Source organism: Uruburuella suis (assembly GCF_004341385.1).
Lineage (GTDB): Bacteria > Pseudomonadota > Gammaproteobacteria > Burkholderiales > Neisseriaceae > Neisseria > Neisseria suis.
On record NZ_SLXE01000001.1, the window covers coordinates 174,779 to 198,263 of the forward strand.

Here is a 23,485-nt window from a genome sequence, read left to right on the forward strand (position 1 = left end):
TTTAAACAGCCGCTACCTGCACCGGAGCATCAGAAAATGGACAGCAAACGTTCGCCATCAGAGTTAACCTTTACCTTAGAAGAGCCGGCCGGCGCACCGGTTGAGCCGCAGCAAGAAGATTTCGATTGGGAGCGCGGCCTCGAGCAATTGCGCGAGCGCCGCCACAGCGATGCACCGCAATCGGAAACCCGTGTCGAACCTACTCCGGTTGCCGTGAAACCGGTGCGCGCTGTCGACAAAAGCCATGCGAAAGCACAAGAAAAAGCATTGCGCGAATACTTGTTGCAATGGCAGAAAACGTACAATGAAAGCATCCCGGAAGAAGAGGGCGCGGAAACCGACACCACCGTGCTGCTGCAAGAAGATTGGCTTGCCGCCCAAACCGCCTTGCAGGCCGCCGATGAGGGGCAAGTGCTCAAAACCCATACCGTTTGGCTGAACCCGAAACGGCAAAACGCGACTGAGCCTGCGCAAACACAAAACCCGACACAACATGTGCCGGAAGATGAAGCATTGCCTGATTCAGAGGGCATGCCGGTTATCGTGCAAGTGCTTGATCCGCAGGTGGCCGCGCATCAACCGGTGATGTGTTTATCGGAAAGCGAACTTATGGCGCGCCTGAGCAAGCGCCTGCGCCCGCACCTGACCGATGCAGTAAACGGCATGGTGCGCGTGGCCGTGCAAAAACAGGCGGCCGCGCTCACTTATCAGCTGCAACAAAACCTCAACGAGCAAACACCGGCCCTGGTTGATGAAATTCTCGAATACAATTTAAAAGCGGTGATGTCGGAAATCAAATACGACTTAAAATTCAAGCGCCGCCAATAAAGCAAGCTTTAATCAAGATAGTCCGGAATGATGAAAAACTGGATTTGGATTGCCTTAGTGGTGGGCGCCATAATAGGCTACCAACTTTGGCAGCAGCAAACGCCCGGTAAAACGGATGCGCCGAACCATGCTGCCGCGCCTGCCGACACCGATGCCAAATTGCAGGCAGCATTTGATGGCAGGCAGAGCAATCTGCAAATTCAAGGCAGCGGCGTGGTCAGCAAAACCTTGCCCGACGATAACAAAGGCTCGCGTCATCAGCGCTTTATTCTAAAGCTTGCCAACGGCCAAACCTTATTGGTGGCGCACAATATTGATTTGGCTCCCAGAATTCCCCAGTTGAAAAAAGGCGACGCCGTTGCTTTTTATGGCGAATACGAATGGTCGGCACAAGGCGGCGTGATTCACTGGACCCATCACGACCCCAAAGGCCGCCATGCAGATGGCTGGCTTGAACATCGCGGAATCATTTATCAGTGAAGCAGGCGGCCATAAAACATCAATGCTGAAAAAAGTAATTGTAGTTTGATTGCTTGATGGTGAAAATCTATAGAACCCCCTGTGTGGGCATTACCGTGACATGGTGCTAGTTTCGCATAATCTGTATTATGTTAAATTATTGACATGGAAATTATGTGCTGACAAATGTGCATGTAGCTAAAGTAATTTACACTCATTTATTTATTCCTTTTTTCTTATACACTTAAACCAAGGCCGTCTGAAAAAACTTCAGACGGCCTTGGTTTAACAAGATAGATAAAGAGCTGTCTTCCTTCTGCCATAAATCAGAATCTATAATTTAGGCACTTGCTCAAGCCATCAATCCAAATGTTCATTGCCAGGCGGTGCCAGCACGGTGCGGTTGCCGTTGCTTTCGGGTGCGGACACGATGCCGTCGGCTTCCATCTGATCAATCAGGCGTGCGGCGCGGTTATAGCCGATACGCAAATGGCGCTGCACTGATGAGATGCTGGCTTTGCGGGTTTTCACCACGCAAGCTACTGCATCATCATACATCGGGTCGAGCTCGCCATCGTTGTTGCGGCCGTTGTTGGCATTGCTGAATATATCATCGCTGCCTACGCCGGCGGTGAGAATGTCGTCAATATAAGCCGGTTCGCCGAATTGCTTGAGATATTCCACCACGCCGTGCACTTCGTCATCGGAAGCAAATGCGCCGTGCACGCGTTGCGGATAGCCGATGCCGGGCGGCAGAAACAGCATATCGCCCTGCCCGAGCAGGTTTTCGGCGCCCATTTGGTCGAGAATGGTGCGGCTGTCGACTTTGCTGGACACTTGAAACGCGATGCGGGTGGGAATATTGGCTTTAATCAACCCGGTAATCACGTCTACGCTGGGGCGCTGCGTGGCCAAAATCAAGTGAATGCCGGCGGCGCGTGCTTTTTGGGCCAGCCGGGCAATCAGCTCCTCGATTTTTTTGCCGGCCGTCATCATTAAGTCGGCAAACTCATCTACCACCACCACGATAAAAGGCAGCTTTTCCAGCGGCTCGGGATCGCCGGGTGTGAGGCTGAACGGATTAGCGAGCTTTTCGCCGCGCGCGGCGGCTTCGGCTATTTTTTGGTTGAAACCGGCCAGGTTGCGCACGCCCATGTGGCTGAGCAGGCGGTAGCGTTTTTCCATTTCGTTTACACACCAATTGAGCGCGTTGGCGGCCAATTTCATATCGGTCACCACGGGCGCGAGCAGGTGCGGGATGCCTTCGTAAATGCTTAATTCGAGCATTTTCGGGTCGATCATAATCATGCGCACTTCTTCGGGCGTGGCTTTGAAGAGCATGGATAAAATCATGGCATTCACGCCCACCGATTTGCCCGAGCCGGTGGTGCCGGCCACCAAAAGATGCGGGGCTTTGGCTAAATCGGTAACCACAGGCTGACCGGTAATGTCTTGCCCCAGCGCCAGCGTGAGCTTGGATTTGGAATCTTGAAACACCGGCGCATCAAAGATTTCGCTCAAGCGTATCATTTGGCGCTTGGGGTTGGGCAGCTCCAGCCCCATACAGGTTTTGCCGGGTATGGTTTCCACCACGCGAATCGAAGCCACGCCGAGCGAGCGGGCCAGGTCTTTTTCAAGGTTTAGCACGGCATTGCCGCGCACACCGACATCGGGTTCGATTTCGTAACGGGTAATTACGGGGCCGGCGTATGCATCCATCACTTTGACTTTAACCTTGAATTCGGCCAGCTTCTCTTCAATCGTGATGCTGTTTTCCAGCAGCGCATCTTCGGTTTGGGTGGCGCTGGGGTCGAATTGCGGCGGCAAAAGCAGGCCGAGCGAAGGCAGGTGGGTGCCTGCGCCCTGCTCTATTATGCGCGGCGGCGTCATACTTTCAGACGGCATAACAAGGTTGGCCGATTGCTCGAATGCGGCTTCAGACGGCATTGCGCCAGATTGTCCGTTTTGCAGCCAAACAGCTTCTTCTGAGGCCGTCTGAATGCTTATTGCAGGCTCAATCGGTGCGGATTCGCTAATCAAGCGGTCGGTAATCGACCAGCGCGGGGCATCGCTGATGTGTGCGTTTGCAGCGGGCTCGGGTGGCTGGTAAGCGTCGAACGCATCATAACGCTCATCATAAGCGCTGCCGTTAAATACGGGCGGTTCGGGTATATCAAGTGGCATCATATCCACTTCCGGCATAGGCGGCGGCTCGACCACGGTAGCCGTGGGCGCGGCTGTCGCAGCCATAGCGGCATAAGGCGTGAAGCGGGTGGAAATCGGCGCAGCTGCCTTGGGCACTTGCAGCTTGATGGCGTGGCTTTGCTCCACTCGTGCGGCTTCTGGAATCACGCTTTCGCGCACAGTGGTGTTGACGCGGCGGATGCGGCGGTTGACCGGCGAATCGGTTTTGGCCAGATTGGCCAATATTTCGCCCTCGGGAATCACATTGGGTTGCGCGGTTTGCAGCGGCTCTTGCGCCGAAACTTGGCGGCGGCGCGCCATACGCTGGCGCAGCAGATTGGCGCGGATGTCTTCTTCGCCTATGGTTTCGGGCGCGCCCATGGCTTGGCGCACCGATTCGGCCAGCTCGGTTTTCGGGGTTTGGTGGCTGATTTTTTGCACTTCTGCCAAAGTGCGGGCGCGGGTGCGTATCAGCGCAGGGTCGTCGAGGCTGATGGTTTTCAATTCCACAGGCGGCTTGGGTGCTTGCACGCCGGCGGCTTCGAGCGCGGGCTTGAATTGCCAATTCACATCCACCACTTCCAAATCAGGCGCCGGCGCGTGCGTTTGCAGCTCGGCTTGGTGGGCGGGCGTGTTTTGCGGCTGTGCCAAATCGGCCAACGGTGTTTCATATAGGGCGCGGGTGGCCTCTTCGAGTGTAATCACCGGCAATTCGGCATCTACGGCTTTGGCGCTGCGGTATTCGCTTTCATCAAATTGCAGATAAGGCGCCGGTGCAATGGCTTTGCCGCTGCTGGGGCGAGGCTTCGCGGCGGGCGCAGTAGGCGCAATCACCGCGCCAAACATCGGAATATCGTGGCCGGGCGGTACGCCATCAGGCGCTGCCGGCTCAGCTTGCCCAATACGCAAGGGTTCGGCTTTGAGGGCGCGGATGGGTGCTTCATCAGCGACTTCATCAATGTCTGCCGGAAGCTCGGCCGAAGCGTCTTGTGTGGGCGCGGCAAAAATCGGCAAATCATCGAGATTGTCGTTGGGTTGTAAGGTGTTTTTGCCGGAAGTGGCATCGAGCTTGCGGCTGTGTTTGGGAGACAATTCGCGCAGCTTAGCAACGGTTTTATCGTATACGGCGCGCGCTTCTTCGGCTGCTTTGTGGCTTTGGCGGGTGTTTTGCAGATTGGGATCAACGCCGCGCAAAGCTTTGGGCGGTTTGGCGGCCATGTCTTCAGGGCTGAAGGCCGGCTGGGTTTCGTGGCGGCTCAGATAAGTGAGCTCGCGCAGCCATTCGCGCTCCTGCTGCCGGCGCATCCACAGCACTGCGGCAATCGCGGCCAGCAGCAAAATCAATAACAACGTCCACAACATAAATAAGGCAACCCTGAGTCGGTTTCGGCAAATGTGTTATTTTAACGTGTTTTGCCGGTAAACCAAACTGATTTCACCATCAGCTGTGTTTTTCGGAATCTGCACCCTGCCCTATGGACGGATTCGCGTATAATCATCAAGCTTCAGGCCGTCTGAAAGGCGTTCAGACGGCCTGCTTTATCCTTTTGTTTGCACCGGAATGCCGACATGAATTTTCTTGCCGCTTGGTTTCCTTTGCCGCTGGCGCTGGTCGCGCATGTGGTGTTGCTGGCCTTGCTCGCCGGCTGTGCAAAGCCTGCTTGGCGCGCTTTGCGCAGCCATGGTGCGGCTGCGGCGGCCGCTGCGCTTTTGCTGGCGGTTTTATGGGGGCTGCATGCCGAATTGAGCAGCGGCCAGCTCGCCGGCCTGACTTATCATTTGCTCGGCATCAGCCTGATTACCTTGATGCTGGGCGCGCCCGCTGCTTTATGGCTGGGCACGTTGATGCTGCTGCCCTACACTTGGCTTTTGCACGGCTCGAGCAATCTGAATATTATCAGCTTGAATGCATTGGTTTTATTGCTGCCGGCTATCATAATAAATGTGCTTATCCGCTGCGTTGGCCGCAAACTGCCGCCGAATATTTTTATCTATATTTTTGTAAATGGGTTTCTGGCTGCGGCAGCGGGCATGCTGGCAACGGGTGCGTTATTATCGGGCTTGCTGCAAGCAGCTTCGGTGTATCCGGCTGAGGTGTTGTGGCATTCGGCCTTTCCGGTGTTTTTTCTGCTCTCTTGGGGCGAGGCTTTTTTAAGCGGCTTGTTTGCGGCCATTTTTGTGGCGCTGGCACCGCAGCTTTTGGCCACTTATGATGACGCGCATTATTTGCAGCCGCGTCATCAAATCTGGAAATCTTGATTTAAAGGAACGGAAACCATGTTTGCCAATGTGGTTGTGATTGTGATCGGCGCAGCTTTTGGTGCGTTGATGCGCTGGGCTTTGGGCTTGTGGCTCACTTCTCATGCGGCCTGGCTCTCGCTCGGCACTTTAATGGCCAACTGGATCGGCGCTTATATTATCGGCGTGGCCGCTGCGATGATTGAATTTTGGCCGGCTTTCCCGCCGCATTGGCGCTTGCTGCTGATTACCGGTTTTCTCGGCAGCTTGACCACGTTTTCCGGCTTTTCGCTTGAGGTGGTCGGCATGTTGCAGGCGCAGCGCTGGGGCGCGGCGGTGGCCACATCGGCTTTGCATTTGTTTGGCTCACTGCTGCTGACGGTGTTGGGCATGGCCACGGTGTCGGCGCTGCGCGGTTGAGTATGTGCTTCAAAAAACCAAAGGCCGTCTGAAAAGTTTTCAGACGGCCTTTGGTTTTTCTATTTTAATGTGCGCTTTTGCTGCTGAGCTGGTTGCGGTATGAATACCAATACACCGCGCCGACAAACACCGCGCCGCCGATAACATTGCCGATATAAACCGACAGCATATTCCAGCCGAATTGCGTCCAGCTGATATCCGCCCCGCCCCAAATCGCTGCCGGAATCACAAACATATTGGCCACTACGTGTTGGAAGCCGATGAGCACAAAAATCATAATCGGAAACCAAATGCCTAATATTTTGCCCGACATCGACTGCGTGCCGTAGCACAACCACACGCCCATGCACACCATCCAGTTGCAGCCTATGCCCGAAACCAGCGCCCGGCCGAAATCGGCAGACACTTTGCTCTCGGCCACCGCTATGGTTTTGTGCAGAAATTCTCCTTCGGTCAGGCCGACATAATGGCCGAAAAACCAGGCCACGAAAAAAGCGCCGAGCAGATTGGCCAGGGTTACAATCAGCCAATTGCGCCCGAGCGCGGCCAATGAGATTTTCTTTGCCAGCCATGCAGCGGGCAACACCATCATATTGCCGGTAATCAGTTCAGCGCCGCCGATTAAGATGCAGATCAGGCCGATAGGAAACACCGCTGCGCCCATCAACACGGCCAAGCCGCTCCATTCGTGCGGCATGCCGCCGACCACATGGATATAGGCCAGATAGCCCAACGAGATAAACGCGCCGCCGAGAAAGCCCAAAATGCTCAAAGAAAGCGTGCTGCATGCCGCTTTGGCCTCGCCTTTTACAATGGTGGCCTGCAAAATCTCATGTGGATATAAAGCGCTCATTTTTTGTTTGCCTGTGTGTGAGGTTTTTCGATGGCGCATATTGTAAATGGTTTTCAAACCGCGATTTTGATTTAGCTCATTTTCTTGTAGGTAAATTACATTTAAGCTTGTGGCTGTTCAGACAAACCGTAAAAGCAATAATGTGAAAAGCCGTCTGAAAAGCTTCAGACGGCTGTTTAGCAATCTATCGCGAAATGAAAAATAAAGTGACATAAAGCAGATCGCACAATAATAAGGCAAGGCGCAGTAACATTTTAGATTCAGTATTATCTGTTTTTTCGAGCAATCAAAAAAACCGCCGGGCAAGTGCCACAGCGGTTTCTGCAAGCCTTTCAGACGGCCTGATTATTGATTCAACTCTTTAGCCAGATACAGCCAAGTTTCAATCACGGTGTCGGGATTGAGCGACACGGTATCGATGCCCTCTTCCACCAACCATTTGGCAAAATCAGGATGATCCGACGGGCCTTGGCCGCAAATGCCGACATATTTATTGTGCTTGCGGCAAGCGGAAATCGCCAAGTGCAGCATTACTTTCACCGCCGGATTGCGCTCGTCAAACGTGCTGGCAATCGGGCCGCCGCTATCGCGATCCACACCCAAAGTGAGCTGGGTCATGTCGTTGGAACCGATGGAGAAACCGTCGAAATATTGCAGAAATTGCTCGGCCAACAAAGCATTGCTCGGCACTTCGCACATCATAATCAGGCGCAGGCCGTTTTTGCCGCGCTCGAGACCGTTGGCTTTAAGCGCTTTAATCACTTGCTCGGCTTCGCTCAGGGTGCGCACAAACGGCACCATAATCTCAACGTTGGTGAGCCCCATATCGTCGCGCACGCGTTTGAGCGCTTCGCATTCGAGCGCAAAGCAATCTTTGAAATCATCGGACACATAACGCGCCGCACCGCGGAAACCCAGCATCGGGTTTTCTTCGTGCGGCTCGTAAATATTGCCGCCGAGCAGATTGGCGTATTCGTTGGATTTGAAATCAGACATGCGCACAATGGCTTTGCGCGGATACACCGATGCGGCCAACGTGGCCACGCCCTCGGCGATTTTGTCGACATAAAAAGCCACCGGAGAAGCATAGCCGGTAATGCGTTCGTTGATTTCAGCTTGCAAATCGGCGTCTTGTTTGTCGAATTCAATCAAGGCTTTGGGGTGGATGCCGATTTGGCGGTTGATGATGAATTCCATGCGCGCCAAGCCGATGCCTTCGCTGGGCAGGCCGGCAAACGAGAAAGCCAGCTCCGGGTTGCCCACGTTCATCATGATTTTCACCGGCGATTTGGGCATTTTATCCAAAGCCACATCGGTAACTTCCACATCCAGCAAGCCTGCGTAAATCAAGCCGGTGTCGCCTTCGGCGCACGACACGGTAACTTCCTGTCCCTCGGAAAGCACGCTGGTGGCATCGCCGCAGCCCACCACGGCCGGAATGCCCAGCTCGCGCGCAATAATGGCGGCGTGGCAGGTGCGGCCGCCGCGGTTGGTCACAATTGCCGAAGCGCGCTTCATCACCGGCTCCCAATCGGGGTCGGTCATGTCGGTAACCAAAATATCGCCCGCTTTTACGGTGTCCATTTCCGAGGCGTCTTTCACCAGGCGCACTTTGCCTTGGCCGACTTTTTGGCCGATGGCGCGACCTTCGCACAACACTTTTTTCTCGCCGTTGATCGCATAGCGGCGCAGGCTGCGACCACCCTCTTCTTGCGATTTCACGGTTTCCGGGCGCGCCTGCAGGATGTAGAGCTTGCCGTCGGTGCCGTCGCGCCCCCATTCGATGTCCATCGGGCGGCCGTAATGCTGCTCGATAATCAACGCATATTGCGCCAACTCGGCCACTTCGGCATCGCTGATAGAAAATTGCTTGCGCGCCGCCTCGTCCACATCCACCACTTGCACAGATTTACCCGCTTGCGCTTGGTCGGTGAAGGTCATTTTAATCAGCTTGGAGCCCATGGTTTTGCGTAAAATCGCCGGTTTGCCGGCTTTCAAAGTGGGCTTGTGCACATAGAATTCATCCGGGTTGACTGCGCCTTGCACCACGGTTTCACCCAAGCCGTATGAAGAGGTGACAAACACCACTTGGTCGAAACCGCTTTCGGTGTCGATGGAAAACATCACGCCGGCCGCGCCGCTGTCGGAGCGCACCATGCGCTGCACACCAGCCGACAAAGCCACCACATCGTGGGCAAAGCCTTTGTGCACGCGGTAGGAAATGGCGCGGTCGTTATAAAGCGAGGCAAACACATGCTTCATCGCCTCTTTAACATTTTCCAAGCCATTGATATTAAGGAAGGTTTCTTGCTGGCCGGCAAAAGATGCATCGGGCAGATCTTCGGCGGTGGCTGAAGAGCGCACAGCCACGGCGATGTTTTCGCTGCCCGCATCGGCCACCATTTTATCCCATGCGGTTTTGATGTCGGCATCGAGCTGCTCGGGGAACGGGGTGTCTAAAATCCATTGGCGGATTTCTTTGCCCACGCGTGCCAACTCGATAACATCTTCCACATCCAAAGCGGCCAGCGCTGCGGAAATACGTTCGGCCAGGCCGTTGTGTGCCAAAAAGGCGCGATAGGCTTCTGCGGTGGTGGCAAAGCCGCCGGGCACGCGCACGCCTTTTTCAGTCAGCTGACTGATCATCTCGCCCAAAGAGGCGTTTTTACCGCCCACGCTTTCCACATCGGTCATGCGCAGGTTTTCAAACCAAATCACGTAATTTGCAGCCATTTTTAATCCAAGCTTAAAGTCAGTTAAAAAAGAAATGAATCTCCGCCGCTATTCTAACCACAGCGGCTTGAGCTGTCATGTGTTTTATCGCGTTGCTAAAAGGCCGCGCAGTCTTGAAAATTGCGGGAAGCCGCATTTGTAGTGAAATGAAACAGATAATTCCATAGCGCTGATTTTTTGTTAATCGTTGTTAATCAGGGCTTTCAGAACTCATTAATGATTTTTCAGACGGCATTTAATGTTTTATTTATGGCATTTTCTGCCAATAATTTGAAAAATTTACACAAAAAATGGGTATTTCAATTTATTTATTTTTATTTGTAGTGGTGTGTAGTTTTTGCGATAGGGCTTTATTCAACGGATAGGGCTTGATATGATGATAAGTGCTGAGGCCGTCTGAAACACAGCCGCCTTACTGCCGAAAATTATGACGATTATTCAGAGAAATGTGAGCTCACTTTATGGCACGCCGCCCCGCTTTTTTTATTTCCGACCGCACCGGCCTTACCTCCGAGAGCATGGGCGAAGCCCTGCTTGATCAGTTTGAAGGCATTAATTTCAAGCGCACCACCTATCCTTTTGTCGACACGCCCGAAAAAGCCCATGCCATGGTGCAGATTATCAACAGCGCCGCCGAGCAAAGCGGCCTGCGTCCGCTGGTGTTCAGCAGCATCATTGATAATCAGATACGCGAAATCATCAAGCTCAGCTCCGGCCTGCACTTGAGCTTTTTTGATGCTTTTCTGGGCAAAATCGAATGCGAGCTCGGCGTGGCTGCCCGCCATGCCGTGGGCCGCAACCACGGTATCACTGACACCGAGCGCTACGATGCGCGCATGGAAGCGGTGAATTTTTCGCTCAACCACGACGACGGCATCAGCGGCAAAGATTTAAAAGATGCCGATGTGATTTTAATGGGCGTATCGCGCTCGGGCAAAACGCCCACCTGCCTTTATTTGGCGCTACAATACGGCATACGTGCCGCCAACTACCCGCTCACTCCCGATGATTTGGAAAGCACCGATTTGCCGCGCATGGTTAAAGCCTATAAAAACAAGCTCTTCGGCCTCACCATTTTGCCCGAGCGCCTGCAAGCCATCCGCCACGAACGCCGCCCCGATTCCACTTATTCGCAGCTCAACACCTGCCGGCGCGAAGTGGCCGATGCACAGGCGATGTTCCGCCAACACGGCATTCCGTTTACCAACACCACGGATAAATCGGTGGAAGAATTGGCGGTCAACATTATGCAGGCCTGCCAGCTGCGGCGGCGCTTTTAAACCGGTGTGATGCAGATAAACAGGCCGTCTGAAACGCTTTCAGACGGCCTGTTTATCTGCATTTAAATGCAGCTTATCAAGCGATTAATAAGTGCCTTTAACCAAAATATCTTCGGTGACATTGTGAATATCGCGATGCCCGGTGAAAGCCATCGAAATATCCATTTCTTTATACAGAATTTCCAGCGCGCGGGTGACACCTTCTTCGCCGTAAGCACCCAGGCCATAGAGGAAAGCGCGGCCGATCATGGTGCCGCGTGCGCCCAGTGCCCAGGCTTTCAGAATATCTTGGCCGCTACGGATACCGCTGTCGAGCCACACTTCGATATCGCTGCCCACAGCGCTCACCACATCGGGCAAGGCTTTAATGGTGGAAGGCGCACCATCGAGTTGGCGGCCGCCGTGGTTGGAAACAATCAGCGCATCGGCGCCGCTTTTTACCGCCAATTCAGCATCTTCCGGCTCCATAATGCCTTTGATAATCAGCTTGCCGCCCCACATATCTTTGATGCGGGCCACATCGTCCCAGCTCAGGCGCGGGTCGAATTGTTCGGCGGTCCAAGATGAGAGCGACGATAAATCGCCCACATTTTTGGCATGGCCGACAATATTGCGAAAGGTGCGCCGCTCGGTGTTGAGCATTTTCATGCACCATTCGGGCTTGGTGGCCAGATTGATCATATTGGCGATGGTGGGTTTGGGCGGTGCGGAGAGGCCGTTTTTGATGTCTTTGTTGCGCTGGCCGAGCACCTGCAAATCAGCGGTGAGAATCAGCGCCGAGCATTTGGCCGCTTGCGCGCGCTTGATAAGGTTTTCCATAAATTCGCGGTCGCGCATCACATAAAGCTGAAACCAAAACGGCGCACTGGTGTTTTCGGCCACATCTTCAATCGAGCAAATCGACATGGTGGAAAGCGAAAAAGGCACGCCGAATTTTTCGGCGGCGCGCGCGGCTAAAATCTCGCCGTCGGCATGCTGCATGCCGGTGAAGCCGGTGGGCGCGATGGCCAGCGGCATTTTTACTTCTTCGCCGATCATTTTGGTGGCCAGGCTGCGGCCTTCCATATCGACCAACACGCGCTGGCGGAATTTGATGTCTTGAAAATCGCTGCTGTTGGCGCGATAAGTGCTTTCTGTCCACGAGCCTGAATCGGCATAATCGTAAAACATGCGCGGCACTTTGCGCTGCGCCACGCGGCGCAAGTCTTCGATGCAGGTCATTTTGCTCAAATCGCGTTTCATTTCAATCTCTCTTATCGGTTGCTGTGTATTTTATCGTTGTGCGCCGCGGTTTGTTTCTATAATAAATGTTTAATGCCGTCTTACAGTTTTCAGACGGCATTAAGATTCATATTCAAACAAAAAACGAAGCTCTATAAATTTATACCAAGCCTGCCGATAATGCAAACGCTTTTGCGGCAATATCGGCAAGGGTTTGAATGCATATAAAAAGCCGCTTCTGAAAAGAAACGGCTTAGATGGTCAAAACCGGTGTGGTTAATTATCGGCAAACAGATTTTTAAACCACAACACAATGCCGTCATACATGCGGCCGAACCAGCCGGCTTCTTCCACCGCATTGAGCGCTACCACGTTTTTCTCGGCCAGCACTTGACCCTCGCTCATCACTTTGAGTGTGCCCAGAACTTGGCCTTTCTGAATCGGTGCCACCACCGGTTGCACGGTTTCCAGCACAGGCTTGATGTTGCCGCCGCTGCCGTGCGGAATGGTAATGTAGGCGGCTTCTAAAAAGCCCACGTTCACCGCGTTGGCCGCGCCTTTATACACTTTCACTTGTGAAATGGTTTGGCCGGCATCGTAAAGCTTGGGCGTGTCAAACGATTGCAGTGCCCAGTTGAGCAGCTTGCTGCTCTCGGCAGCGCGCGCTTCGGCGCTCTCCGTGCCCACCACCACCGACACCACGCGGCGGCCGTTGCGCTTGCTGGAAGCCACCAAATTGTAGCCCGCGCTGCTGGTGTGGCCGGTTTTCAAGCCGTCGACGCTGGCGTCGCGATAAAGCAGCAAGTTGCGGTTAGGTTGCTCGATATTATTGTATTTAAACGATTTAATCGAATAAATCGGATAATATTTGGGGAAATCATTGATGATTGCGCCGGCCAGAATCACCAAATCGTTCACGGTGGTGAGGTGGTTTTCGCCCGGCAGGCCGGTGCTGTTGAGAAAATGCGTGCCGCTCATGCCCAAGCGCTTGGCTTCGGCATTCATCATATCGGCAAAGCCCTCTTCGCTGCCGCCGATGGCTTCGGCCAAGGTGATGGCCGCATCGTTGCCCGATTGCACAATCAGGCCTTTAATCAAATCGCTTACGCTGGCCGGCTTGCGCGGCTCCAAAAACATGCGCGAGCCCTCGGCTTTCCAGCCTTTTTCCGACACAGTGAGCATTTGGTCGGGCTTGAGCGTGCCGTTGTCGAGCGCCTTAAAGGTGAGATAAGCCGTCATCAGCTTGGTGAGCGAAGCCGGCTCCACCGGCGCATTCAAATCTTTGCCGGCCAACACTTGGCCGCTTTGCAGATCTTTTACCACAAAAGCCGTGGCGGCAATTTGCGGCGCTTGCGGCAATGCAGCGGCCGCGCTTGCCGGTGAAGCAGGTGCGGCAGGTGCAGAAGCAGCGGCCTGCGGCACAGAAGCGGCTGAAGCAGCGGGATCGGCAGCGGCCACATGGCCGCTGAACAGGGCGGCCACAAACAGGCCGAGCAGCGTTTTTTTCATCATTTCGGGTAAACTTTATTTTCAAATGGCAAAAAATCAGGCCGCCCGTTTCAGACGGCCTGACGATAATCTTGTTTATCTGCCGCTTATCTTCGCAAATCGCATCAATAAGCGCATTTCAGGCGGCATTATACCGTTAATCATTACTGTTGCTAACATTTTTCTTGCCTTCAGACGGCCTGCAGCGTATGGTTTTACCTTTGCTTAACTTGCGGCATCTTCTTAAAAACACCATGAATACCAAGCCCTACGCACACTATCTCACCCGCATTCTCACCGCATCGGTTTACGATGTGGCCGTTGAAACCCCGCTCGACACCGCCCGCAGCCTTTCGCAGCGCGCCGGCAACCATGTGTTGCTCAAGCGCGAAGATTTGCAGCCGGTGTTTTCCTTTAAAATCCGCGGTGCCTACAACAAAATGGCCAAGCTGCCGCAAGAGGCGCTTGAAAAAGGCGTGATTGCTGCCAGCGCGGGCAACCATGCCCAAGGCGTGGCTTTGTCGGCGCGCAAGCTCGGCTGTCGCGCCACCATTGTGATGCCCGAAACCACGCCGCAAATCAAAATCGATGCGGTGAAAAATTTCGGCGGCGAAGTGGTGCTCAAAGGCGTGTCGTATAACGATGCTTATGATCATGCCATGGAGCTGGTAGAAAAAAGCGGCCTCACCTATATTCCGCCGTTTGACGACCCCGATGTGATTGCCGGCCAGGGCACGGTGGCGTTGGAAATCATCCGCCAAAACCCCGGCGCGATTGATGCCGTGTTTGTGCCCATCGGCGGTGGTGGCTTGGCCGCGGGCGTGGCCGCATTTATCAAGCAGGTGCGCCCCGAAATCAAAGTAATCGGCGTGCAAACCAACGATTCTTGCGACATGAAGCTCTCCATCGCCAAGGGCGAGCGGGTGGAATTGAAAGACGTGGGCCTGTTTTCAGACGGCACCGCTGTGAAGCTCGTGGGCGAAGAAACCTTCCGCATCTGCCGCGACCTGCTCGACGACATCATCACCGTCGACACCGACGCCATTTGCAGCGCCATCAAAGATATTTACGACGACACCCGCAGCATCACCGAGCCCGCCGGCGCATTGGCGCTGGCCGGCCTCAAAACCTATATCGCCCGCAACCGGGCGCAAGGCCAAACCCTGATTGCCGTTACCAGCGGCGCCAACATGAATTTCCACCGCCTGCGCCACGTTTCCGAGCGCAGCGAATTGGGCGAAGGCAACGAAGGCATTTTTGCCGTGTCGATTCCCGAAAAACCCGGCAGCTTTTTGAAATTTATCAACGTGTTGGGCAACCGCAACATCACCGAATTCAACTACCGCTACGGCGACGACAAAGTGGCGCATATTTTCGTGGGCATCCAAACCGCCGGCACGCAGGATTTGGCCAAAATCAGCGCCGAACTGGGCGCCGCCGGCCTGCCCAACACCGACCTTACCAACGATGAAATCGCCAAAATCCACATCCGCTACATGGTGGGCGGGCGCACCCACAAAGTGGCGAACGAGCGCGTGGTGAGCTTTGAGTTTCCCGAGCGCCCCGGCGCGCTGGCCAATTTCCTCAGCCATATGCAAACCGGCTGGAACATCACCCTCTTCCACTACCGCAACCACGGCGCCGACTACGGCCGCGTGCTGGTGGGCGTGGATGTGCCGCCGCAAGACGATGCCGCCTTTATCGCCTTTCTCGACAACCTTGGCTATGTTTATGAAGATGAAACCGACAATGCCGCCTATAAATTGTTTTTAGGCTGAGGGGGTTGCATGTTGAAATGATGTGAAATAAATGCAGGCCGTCTGAAAGCTTGGGGCAAATCCGCCTCATTTTCAGACGGCCTGATGCTTTTGCAAAAAAGCTTTTCACCTTGCAAGCACGCTTTTACCCTCAAAAGCTTATTCGCGGATAAATTGTGAGCAGACCTTCACAGGCCGTCCGAAACCTGCCGATTGATTCATGAACAAACACACCACCCTTTTGCTGCCTTTATGTTTACTTTCCGCCTGCCAGAGCCTGCCCGCGCTGGATGGGCGCAGCGTGAGCCATTATGTGGATGCCGCTGCCGCGCCGCGGCTGGAATCTGCTTTGCGCCCGGCAGAGGCCGAGCGGCAGAATTCCGGCATTTATCTGCTCGATGATGCGCACGATGCTTTTGTGGCACGCGCCACGCTGATTGAATCGGCCGATCACGCGCTCGATATCCAATACTATATCTGGCACAACGATGTGTCGGGCAATCTGCTTTTCAATATGCTTTATCGCGCCGCCGATCGCGGCGTGCGCGTGCGCCTTTTGCTTGATGACAACAACACCAACGGCATGGACAATATCCTCGCCGCGCTCAATCATCACGCCAATATCGAAATCCGCCTGTTCAACCCTTTTATGAACAGAAAATGGCGTGCGCTGGGCTATCTCACTGATTTTCCCCGCCTCAACCGGCGCATGCACAATAAATCGCTCACCGCCGACAACCGTGCCACCATCGTGGGCGGGCGCAATATCGGCGACGAATATTTCAATGTGGCGGGCGACACGGTGTTTGCCGACATGGATGTGCTGGCCACCGGCAAGATTGTGGGCGAAGTGTCGCAAGATTTCGACCGCTATTGGGCCAGCGAATCGGCTTATCCGCTGGAGCGTGTGATTCCCAAGGCCGAGGTGGCCAAAGGCATGGCCGAGCTTAATGCCGGCGGCCGCGAAAACGGCGCGGTGTTGCAGCGCTATCATCAAGATTTGGCGCAATCTCACCTGCTCGAAGCGATTAAAAACAACAACGTGCCCTGGCAGCCCGCCCACACCCGCCTGATCAGCGACGACCCGGCCAAAGGGCTCGACCGCGATCGCCACAAGCCGGCCATCGGCGCAAAATTGTCTCAAGCGCTGATGCCGGAGCAGGAAATTTATTTGGTGTCGCCCTATTTCGTGCCCACCCAAAGCGGCACCGAAGCCTTGGCCGATATGGCGCAGCAAGGGATAAAAGTAACCGTGCTCACCAATTCACTGCAAGCCACCGATGTGGCTGCCGTGCATTCGGGCTACAGCAAATACCGCAAGCCGCTTTTGCAGGCGGGCATCACGCTTTATGAGCTCAAGCCCGGCAGCGCTGTGCCGAAAGGGCGCGACCGCGGCCTCACCGGCAGCTCGTCCACCAGCCTGCACGCCAAAACTTTTGTGGTCGACCGCGCGCGCGTGTTTGTGGGCTCGTTTAATCTCGACCCGCGCTCCGCCCGCCTCAACACCGAAATGGGCGTGTTGATCGACAGCCCCGAAATTGCCGGCGAAATTCAGCGCAGCCTGGTTGAAGCCACGCCCCAGCACGCCTATCAAGTTACCCTCAATCAACAGCAAAAGCTGCAATGGCAAGATCCGCAAAGTGGTGAGACCCATCAAAAAGAGCCGGAAGCCGGCTTTTGGAAGCGGCTCACGGTGAAATTATTGTCGGTGTTGCCGATTGAAGGGCTTTTATAAAGCCGGCCGCCTTTTCAGACGGCCTTGATTCTTTTATATTCACTTTTATTATCAGGCCGAGGCCTTTGCAAAACACCCTTTCCGTCGCTCCTGCGCAGGCAGGAGCCCAGTCTGAAGCGCAGCTTCAGTTATCGGGCAGGTAGTCGCCATCAAAATATGAGAAATCAAATATTTGATTTTATAGGGTGTTTATCATTTTCAGAAAAGTGTGAGACAAGCAAAGCGCTGCTTTGCGCTGGGCACCCGCCTACGCGGGTGCGACAGATATCTGGTTTTGCAAAGGTCTCAGGCCGTCTGAAACAGAAAGATTTGCCAATGAAACCATTATTCTCCTTTTTTATTGTCGCCGCCGCGCTTGGCCTTGCGGCCGGTTGCAGCAGCAAAAGCGCACCCAAAACCAAGCCTTCGGTGCAGGCCAAAAAAACCGGCCAAGTGCGCATCAGCCATATCAAGCAAGAGCAAGGTGCGCAAGAATTGATGCTGCACAGCATGAGCCTGGTCGGCACACCTTATAAATACGGCGGCAGCAGCAGCGCCACCGGCTTTGATTGCAGCGGCATGATTCAATATGTGTATCAAAACGCGCTGGGCGTGAGCCTGCCGCGCACCGCCCGCGATATGGCCGCCGCCTCGCGCAGCATTGCGCCCGCCCGCTTGCAAACCGGCGATTTGGTGTTTTTCAACACCAGCGGCAGCAGCAAATATTCGCATGTGGGTCTTTATATCGGCAACGGCGAATTTATCCACGCGCCCTCGAGCCGCGGCACCATACGCACCGAAAAGCTCAGCAACCCCTATTTTTCCCAGCGCTTCACCGGTGCGCACACCTTTTTCTGAGCCAAGCCGTTTGCGCAGGCTGAATAACTGATGCGCATCAAGATATGTAGTTTAATTTCAGCCAATGCGCACGCGCAGCGGTAATTTTTGCTAAAATATTAGCCATTCTTTTTCATGCCTTTTCCGAATAGCGTTTAAGGCCGTCTGAAAACTTTAGGAGCCCGTATGTCAAACAAACTTATTTTGGTCTTAAACTGTGGCAGCTCATCCATGAAGGGTGCCGTGCTGGATAACGACACCGGCGAAGTGTTGCTCAGCTGCCTGGGCGACAAGCTGATTCTGCCCGATGCCTTTATCACATTTAAAATCAACGGTGAAAAACACACCGTCGATCTGAAAGACAAGCCCAACCACACCGGCGCAGTAGAAGCGCTTTTGCACGAGCTCGAAGCCCACGGCCTGCGCGATCGCATCGCCGCCATCGGCCACCGCGTGGTGAGCGGCGGCGAGCTTTACAGCGAATCGGTGCTGATTGATAACGACGTGATTGCCGGCATCGAAAAATGCATCACCTTAGCGCCCTTGCACAATCCCGCCCACCTTTTGGGCATCCGCGCGGCCATGAAAGTGTTTGGCAGCCTGCCCAACGTGGCCGTGTTCGACACCGCATTCCACCAAACCATGCCCGAGCATGCCTACACCTATGCCATTCCGCGCGAGCTCTACCGCAAATACGGCCTGCGCCGCTACGGTGCACATGGCACGAGCTACCGTTTTGTGGCCGATGAAACCGCCCGCTTCCTCGGCAAAGACAAAAAAGATCTGCGCATGGTGATTGCCCACTTGGGCAACGGCGCCTCCATTGCCGCCGTGGCCAATGGCCAGTGCCAAGACACCAGCATGGGCCTCACCCCGCTGGAAGGCTTGGTGATGGGCACCCGCAGCGGCGACATCGACCCGAGCGTGTTTTCATTTTTGGCGCAAAACGCCAATATGAACATCACCCAAATCACCGATTTGCTCAACAAAAAATCCGGCCTGTTGGGCATTTCCGAATTGTCCAACGATTGCCGCACCATTGAAGAAGAAGCCGCCAAAGGCCACGAAGGTGCCAAGCTCGCGCTGGAAATTTTTGCCTACCGCCTGGCCAAATATGTGGCCAGCATGAGCGTGGCCTCCGGCGGCATCGATGCCTTGGTGTTTACCGGCGGCATCGGTGAAAATTCCAATTTAATCCGCAGCAAAGTGATGGGCTATTTGGGCTTTTTGGGCTTGAAAGAAGATGCCAAAGCCAATGAAGCCGCCCGCTTCGGCAATGCCGGCATCATCAGCGCAGAGGGCAGCCCCGTTTGCGCCGTGGTGATTCCCACCAACGAAGAATTGATGATTGCGCACGACACCGCCCGCCTTTCCGGCCTGTAAACGCATCTTCAGCTAAAATCATAGGGTGCGCAGCACACCGCGTGCCGTAATGATCTGCATATAACCGAGAGGCCGTCTGAAAAAGTTTCAGACGGCCTCTCGGTTTTTCATGCGGCATCTATAGTGGAATGAATGAAAAACTTATACAAAAATAAGAAATTTAGCATCATGTGTAGGGTGTGTGGCGCAGCCACGCACGCGGTTTAAACGGCTTCTGCATATGGCTTGCTACATGCGTCTGTATAAGTTTTTCTTTCATTCCACTATAGCAACTCAAACGCCCCACTCTGCCAAACCATCGTTTTCCAACACATACAGTTTGCGGCTGATGTTAAAAGCAGCGGCGGCATAACGCTTGGCGGCCAACGCTTGCAATTGCGCCATCACCTCTACATCGGCGCTGTCGCCGACAAACAATTCATTGCGCGAGGGCAAGGCAAACACAGGGTGGCCGCGAAACTGCATCTGCTCGGCCAAGGCATCGGCCAAGGTAATCAGCGCCGCATCAAACACGCCGTCCAGCCGCACGCGATAGCGGCCGTTGCCGCCTTTGATGTCGATTTTCTGCTCGGCGCGCCGCAAAAGGTTGTCCAGCGCCAATTCATACAAAGCCGACATATCGGCAAGATTCAATGCGTGCAAATCCGCTTCGCCCAAGGTGCGGATTTTATCGCCGTTGTCTTGCACAAAAGTGAGCAACAAATCACCTTCCAAGCGCACGGCGAGCACATGTTTGCGCCAATTCTCTGCCTCACCCGCTTCGCTCAGGGTTTGGTATAAATCCTGCAACCAGGCCACATTGCGCACCATGGGCATCACTTGCTCCGCTTGCAGGGGCAAGGGCGGCGGCGCGGCCGCGTTCAGCCGCACAAATTCCGCCACCAAAGCATCGAGCTGCTCGGGCGCTTGGGCATAAAGCCGGTAAAAATGGCCCACCGCCACCCGGCCGGAAGCCAGCGGCAGATAAGTGTCGTTTGCCGTGGCGCCCAGCTCGGGCACGCCGCAATCCATTCCCGCATCCTGCACGGCCTGATGCAGCATGGCGGCAATTTCGGCATGGCTTTTCAGCTCGGTGGGGTTGCCCAGCCATTTTTTGAAAAACGACATATTCCTTCCTTTAACTTCAATAAAATATTTTCAATCAAGGGCTCTTTACGCGCCCCTTAAAATAAAACAGGCCGTCTGAACACAGTTTTCAGACGGCCTGCCCCTTATGCCTGCGGCTCAGTTTGCGCCAACTCCAACGAAGCGGCCAACAACGAGAGACGCGCCATCACGCCATACACATACAAACGATTGCCCTCGCAATCGCAATGCCCGCTGGTTTGCGGCACGCCCAAGCTGTCCCATTGCTGGAAAATGCGCTTGCTGCGCTCCTCGCCGCCTTCTTCATCGCCGGCCACGGGAATAATTTGCTGCAAAGGCACAAAAAGCATGCCCGAAGCATTCAGGTTTTCATCTACCCCGCGCCCTTCGTGCACGCGGAAAAAACCGCCCACCACAAAACGATCCACCATATACACCACCGGCTCCGACACCGCGCCATTGAGCGTTTCGTAAGTGTAGATGCCCTCTTGCACAATCACTTCGCTCACTTCCAGGCCCTCTTTCACCTTGGCCATTTTGTTGCGGTTTTTGCGGTTGAGGCTGCGCACTTCATCGGCAGATTTCACACTCATCACGCCCATGCCGTAAGTGCCGGCATCGGCTTTCACGATCACAAACGGTTTGTCGGTGATGCCTTTTTCATCATATTTGGCCTGAATTTTCGCTAACATGCGCGTCACCGCATCGGCCAGCGCATCTTCACCCTCGCGCTCCTGAAAATCCAGGCCGCTGATTTGCTCGAAATAAGGATTAATCTGCCATTCATCGATATTAATCAGCTTGGCAAATTCGGCCGCCACTTGATTGTAAGCGGCGAAATGGGCAGTTTTGCGGCGCGTGGTCCAGCCTGCGTGCAAGGGCGGCACCACGGTTTGCTGCAAGTCTTTCAAAATATCGGGCACGCCGCCCGATAAATCATTATTGAGCAGCACCACGCAGGGCGAAAAGCCGTCGGCCAGATGCACGCGCCCGCGTGTGCGCAGCAAAGGCTCCAGCAACAAAGTGTCGCCGCCGGCGGTGGTGAATTCGGTGGGCTCGGTGATTTCCGGGTTGAGGCTGCCCAAGCGCACTTCAAAGCCGGCGCTGCGCAAAATATGGCTTAATGCAAACACGTTTTGCAGATAAAACGTATTGCGGGTGTGGTTTTCGGGCACAATCAGCACCGATTTGGCGGTTTCGCAAGCGCGATCCAGTGCATCTTGCGCCGCCAGCGCCGCGAGCGGAATAAATTGCGGATTAAGGTTATTAAAGCCGCCGGGGAAAAGATTCATGTCGATCGAAGCCATTTTATAGCCCGCATTGCGGATATCCACCGAGCCGTAAAACGGCGGCTTGTGCTCGCTCCACTGCGTGCGGAACCAGGCTTCGATTTTGGTTTGGTTGGCAAGGATTTGGGTTTCAAACGCTTGCAGTTGCTGCATATGTTCGGGCGACAATACGGGTAATGACATGATGTTTCCTTCACTGGGCGGCCGCTTCAGACGGCCTGTAAACGATAAGCGTAATTATAGCAACTTCACCCCAAGCGCAAAGATTATATTTTTATATCAAGCACAGGCAAACGCTATATGCGCTTCAGACGGCCTTGCAGGGAAAAGGCTCTGCGCGCAGATGAATGGTGAACAGCCCTTAAAGGCTGTTCAGACGGCCTTGCGGGAAAAAGGTGCTGTGCGCAAATGCACACAAACAGGCTGCCGCAAAAAGTTTTTTATGGTAAAGTTTGGTTTTAATAACGTGGGCGGATTTTTCCGCCTTTAGTTACGTTCACAGAGAAAGAATCTCATGCAGTCTTGGCAGCTTCCCGAACACATTGCCGATATTCTGCCCTCCACCGCGCGCCAGCTCGAAAGCGCGAAAGAGCGGCTTTTGGCTTTGTTCCGCGTGCACGGCTACGAATTGGTGCATCCGCCGCTGATGGAATACAGCAATTCCCTGCTCACCCACATCGACGCGGGCTTATCGCTCAAAACCATCCGCTTGGTCGATCAGCTCAGCGGCCGCCAGCTCGGCATCCGCGCCGACATCACGCCGCAAGTGGCGCGTATTGATGCGCACCTGCTCTCTGCCAACAACGGCATCAACCGTTTGTGCTATGCCGGCTCCGTGTTGCATGCGCGCCCCGACGGCTTTTTAAGCACGCGCGAGCCCTTGCAGGTGGGCGCCGAGCTTTACGGCTATGCCGGCGTGGCGGCGGATATCGAATTAATCGACTTGATGCTCAAAAGCCTCAAGCTGGGCGACATCGGCGAAGTGATGCTCTCGCTGGGCCACATCGGCGTGTTCCGCGCCTTGGCCGCCGCAGCCGAATTGAGCGGCAAGCAATCGGCGCAATTGCTCGCACTGATGCAGGATAAAGACGCCGAAGCCGTGCGCAGCCAAGTGGCCGTCTGGCATTTAGACGGCATGTGGGCCAAAGCTTTCGCGCTCTTGCCCACGCTTTACGGCGGTCGCGAAGTGTTGCAGGAAGCGCGTGCGCAGCTGCCGGATTTATTTGCCGTGGGCGCAGCGCTGGATGATTTGCAGGCCGTGTGCGATGCATTCGGTGCGCAGCAAATCCACATCGATTTATCGGAAGTGCGGGTAGACAATTACCACACCGGCCTTTTATATGCCGCCTATGGCAGCGATTGTCACGATGCAGTAGCGCGCGGCGGCCGTTACGACGGCTTGGGCGAATATTTCGGCCGCGCCCGTCCGGCCACCGGCTTCAGCTTCGATCTGCGCACTTTCACCGGCCGCCTGCCGCAAAGCACCCGCCCTCCGGCCATTGCGGTGGCGCAGCAAGATGCCGTGCAGGCACGCGAATTCATCGAGCAGCTGCGTGCCGAAGGCCAATGCGTGGTGGTGGACTACGGCATCGAATCCAACGCCAGTCGCGATTGCAGCCACCGTCTGGTGGCGCAAGAAGGCAAATGGGCAGTGGTTAAAAACGCATAATTTCCAAAAACATATCATTTATTTTGTGAGTTTAAATTTCAAAGGT

18 protein-coding genes are annotated in these 23,485 nt (G+C 54.6%); 11 read left to right on the forward strand and 7 right to left on the reverse strand.

Annotated features, from left to right (window positions below; translation table 11 throughout):
• Window positions 1–36 precede the first annotated feature (36 nt).
• Together EV680_RS00730 and EV680_RS00735 are read left to right on the forward strand one after the other, a co-directional pair.
• Window positions 37–828 carry a hypothetical protein gene (locus tag EV680_RS00730; RefSeq protein WP_132952168.1) on the forward strand — a complete coding sequence of 264 codons (792 nt, stop codon included), beginning with the start codon at window positions 37–39 and terminating at the stop codon, window positions 826–828.
• A gap of 27 nt (window positions 829–855) precedes the next feature.
• Window positions 856–1,308 carry a DUF3465 domain-containing protein gene (locus tag EV680_RS00735; protein WP_243650313.1) on the forward strand — a complete coding sequence of 151 codons (453 nt, stop codon included), beginning with the start codon at window positions 856–858 and terminating at the stop codon, window positions 1,306–1,308.
• Between the two features lie 339 nt (window positions 1,309–1,647).
• Here the strand turns inward: EV680_RS00735 and EV680_RS00740 are convergent, their stop codons facing one another.
• Window positions 1,648–4,833 (reverse strand): DNA translocase FtsK, encoded by a 3,186-nt coding sequence (locus EV680_RS00740; protein WP_132952170.1) that lies wholly within the window; start codon window positions 4,831–4,833, stop codon window positions 1,648–1,650.
• A gap of 207 nt (window positions 4,834–5,040) precedes the next feature.
• Between EV680_RS00740 and EV680_RS00745 the strand changes: the two genes are divergently transcribed.
• Window positions 5,041–5,730, forward strand: a complete 690-nt coding sequence (locus EV680_RS00745) for an energy-coupling factor ABC transporter permease (RefSeq protein ID WP_132952172.1) — start codon at window positions 5,041–5,043, stop codon at window positions 5,728–5,730.
• Between the two features lie 18 nt (window positions 5,731–5,748).
• On the forward strand, window positions 5,749–6,129 hold the full coding sequence (gene crcB, locus EV680_RS00750) for a fluoride efflux transporter CrcB (protein WP_132952174.1): 381 nt from the start codon (window positions 5,749–5,751) through the stop codon (window positions 6,127–6,129).
• Between the two features lie 64 nt (window positions 6,130–6,193).
• On the opposite strand, the gene EV680_RS00755 is transcribed toward crcB, so the two are convergent.
• Window positions 6,194–6,982: a formate/nitrite transporter family protein gene (locus EV680_RS00755; RefSeq protein WP_132952176.1), complete on the reverse strand. Its 789-nt coding sequence runs from the start codon at window positions 6,980–6,982 to the stop codon at window positions 6,194–6,196.
• Window positions 6,983–7,327: 345 nt separating this feature from the next.
• The gene (gene ppsA / locus EV680_RS00760; RefSeq protein WP_132952178.1) at window positions 7,328–9,715 is read right to left on the reverse strand and encodes a phosphoenolpyruvate synthase; all 2,388 of its coding nucleotides are present in this window, start codon (window positions 9,713–9,715) and stop codon (window positions 7,328–7,330) included.
• 461 nt (window positions 9,716–10,176) lie between these two features.
• Here ppsA and ppsR point away from each other — a divergent pair, with 461 nt between their 5' ends.
• A complete protein-coding gene (ppsR, locus tag EV680_RS00765) occupies window positions 10,177–10,995 on the forward strand; it encodes a posphoenolpyruvate synthetase regulatory kinase/phosphorylase PpsR (RefSeq protein ID WP_132952180.1) in 819 nt (272 codons plus the stop codon).
• Window positions 10,996–11,079: 84 nt separating this feature from the next.
• Here ppsR and EV680_RS00770 read toward each other — a convergent pair whose 3' ends face one another.
• Together EV680_RS00770 and EV680_RS00775 are read right to left on the reverse strand one after the other, a co-directional pair.
• Complete coding sequence (locus tag EV680_RS00770; RefSeq protein ID WP_132952182.1) at window positions 11,080–12,237, reverse strand: alpha-hydroxy acid oxidase; 1,158 nt, start codon at window positions 12,235–12,237, stop codon at window positions 11,080–11,082.
• Window positions 12,238–12,492: 255 nt separating this feature from the next.
• Entirely contained in the window at window positions 12,493–13,725 is a 1,233-nt protein-coding gene (locus EV680_RS00775; RefSeq protein WP_132952261.1) for a D-alanyl-D-alanine carboxypeptidase family protein, read from the reverse strand.
• A 233-nt stretch (window positions 13,726–13,958) separates the two neighbouring features.
• On the opposite strand from EV680_RS00775, the gene ilvA reads away from it, so the two are divergent.
• The 4 genes from ilvA to EV680_RS00795 all read left to right on the forward strand — a co-directional run bounded on the left by ilvA (window position 13,959) and on the right by EV680_RS00795 (window position 19,395).
• Window positions 13,959–15,482 carry a threonine ammonia-lyase, biosynthetic gene (gene ilvA, locus EV680_RS00780; RefSeq protein WP_132952184.1) on the forward strand — a complete coding sequence of 508 codons (1,524 nt, stop codon included), beginning with the start codon at window positions 13,959–13,961 and terminating at the stop codon, window positions 15,480–15,482.
• A gap of 199 nt (window positions 15,483–15,681) precedes the next feature.
• Window positions 15,682–17,196: a phospholipase D family protein gene (locus EV680_RS00785; protein ID WP_132952186.1), complete on the forward strand. Its 1,515-nt coding sequence runs from the start codon at window positions 15,682–15,684 to the stop codon at window positions 17,194–17,196.
• A gap of 315 nt (window positions 17,197–17,511) precedes the next feature.
• Complete coding sequence (locus EV680_RS00790) at window positions 17,512–18,033, forward strand: C40 family peptidase (RefSeq protein WP_132952188.1); 522 nt, start codon at window positions 17,512–17,514, stop codon at window positions 18,031–18,033.
• Between the two features lie 165 nt (window positions 18,034–18,198).
• Window positions 18,199–19,395 (forward strand): acetate kinase, encoded by a 1,197-nt coding sequence (locus EV680_RS00795; RefSeq protein WP_132952190.1) that lies wholly within the window; start codon window positions 18,199–18,201, stop codon window positions 19,393–19,395.
• Between the two features lie 273 nt (window positions 19,396–19,668).
• Here the strand turns inward: EV680_RS00795 and EV680_RS00800 are convergent, their stop codons facing one another.
• Window positions 19,669–20,502 (reverse strand): DUF1444 domain-containing protein, encoded by an 834-nt coding sequence (locus EV680_RS00800; RefSeq protein ID WP_132952192.1) that lies wholly within the window; start codon window positions 20,500–20,502, stop codon window positions 19,669–19,671.
• Window positions 20,503–20,606: 104 nt separating this feature from the next.
• Window positions 20,607–21,953: a glutamate--cysteine ligase gene (gene gshA / locus EV680_RS00805; protein WP_132952195.1), complete on the reverse strand. Its 1,347-nt coding sequence runs from the start codon at window positions 21,951–21,953 to the stop codon at window positions 20,607–20,609.
• Here gshA and EV680_RS00810 point away from each other — a divergent pair.
• On the forward strand, window positions 21,952–22,260 hold the full coding sequence (locus EV680_RS00810; RefSeq protein WP_132952197.1) for a hypothetical protein: 309 nt from the start codon (window positions 21,952–21,954) through the stop codon (window positions 22,258–22,260). The genes gshA and EV680_RS00810 overlap by 2 nt on opposite strands.
• Window positions 22,261–22,284: 24 nt before the next feature.
• Window positions 22,285–23,439 (forward strand): ATP phosphoribosyltransferase regulatory subunit, encoded by a 1,155-nt coding sequence (locus EV680_RS00815; protein ID WP_132952199.1) that lies wholly within the window; start codon window positions 22,285–22,287, stop codon window positions 23,437–23,439.
• Window positions 23,440–23,485: the final 46 nt, after the last annotated feature.

Excerpts from the sequence above, each read along its gene's own strand:
- EV680_RS00730 (WP_132952168.1), top strand. The coding sequence starts at position 37 with ATGGACAGCAAACGTTCGCCATCAGAGTTAACCTTTACCTTAGAAGAG.
- EV680_RS00735 (WP_243650313.1), top strand. The coding sequence starts at position 856 with ATGATGAAAAACTGGATTTGGATTGCCTTAGTGGTGGGCGCCATAATA.
- EV680_RS00740 (WP_132952170.1), bottom strand. The coding sequence starts at position 4,833 with ATGTTGTGGACGTTGTTATTGATTTTGCTGCTGGCCGCGATTGCCGCA.
- EV680_RS00745 (WP_132952172.1), top strand. The coding sequence starts at position 5,041 with ATGAATTTTCTTGCCGCTTGGTTTCCTTTGCCGCTGGCGCTGGTCGCG.
- crcB (WP_132952174.1), top strand. The coding sequence starts at position 5,749 with ATGTTTGCCAATGTGGTTGTGATTGTGATCGGCGCAGCTTTTGGTGCG.
- EV680_RS00755 (WP_132952176.1), bottom strand. The coding sequence starts at position 6,982 with ATGAGCGCTTTATATCCACATGAGATTTTGCAGGCCACCATTGTAAAA.
- ppsA (WP_132952178.1), bottom strand. The coding sequence starts at position 9,715 with ATGGCTGCAAATTACGTGATTTGGTTTGAAAACCTGCGCATGACCGAT.
- ppsR (WP_132952180.1), top strand. The coding sequence starts at position 10,177 with ATGGCACGCCGCCCCGCTTTTTTTATTTCCGACCGCACCGGCCTTACC.
- EV680_RS00770 (WP_132952182.1), bottom strand. The coding sequence starts at position 12,237 with ATGAAACGCGATTTGAGCAAAATGACCTGCATCGAAGACTTGCGCCGC.
- EV680_RS00775 (WP_132952261.1), bottom strand. The coding sequence starts at position 13,725 with ATGAAAAAAACGCTGCTCGGCCTGTTTGTGGCCGCCCTGTTCAGCGGC.
- ilvA (WP_132952184.1), top strand. The coding sequence starts at position 13,959 with ATGAATACCAAGCCCTACGCACACTATCTCACCCGCATTCTCACCGCA.
- EV680_RS00785 (WP_132952186.1), top strand. The coding sequence starts at position 15,682 with ATGAACAAACACACCACCCTTTTGCTGCCTTTATGTTTACTTTCCGCC.
- EV680_RS00790 (WP_132952188.1), top strand. The coding sequence starts at position 17,512 with ATGAAACCATTATTCTCCTTTTTTATTGTCGCCGCCGCGCTTGGCCTT.
- EV680_RS00795 (WP_132952190.1), top strand. The coding sequence starts at position 18,199 with ATGTCAAACAAACTTATTTTGGTCTTAAACTGTGGCAGCTCATCCATG.
- EV680_RS00800 (WP_132952192.1), bottom strand. The coding sequence starts at position 20,502 with ATGTCGTTTTTCAAAAAATGGCTGGGCAACCCCACCGAGCTGAAAAGC.
- EV680_RS00810 (WP_132952197.1), top strand. The coding sequence starts at position 21,952 with ATGATGTTTCCTTCACTGGGCGGCCGCTTCAGACGGCCTGTAAACGAT.
- gshA (WP_132952195.1), bottom strand. The coding sequence starts at position 21,953 with ATGTCATTACCCGTATTGTCGCCCGAACATATGCAGCAACTGCAAGCG.
- EV680_RS00815 (WP_132952199.1), top strand. The coding sequence starts at position 22,285 with ATGCAGTCTTGGCAGCTTCCCGAACACATTGCCGATATTCTGCCCTCC.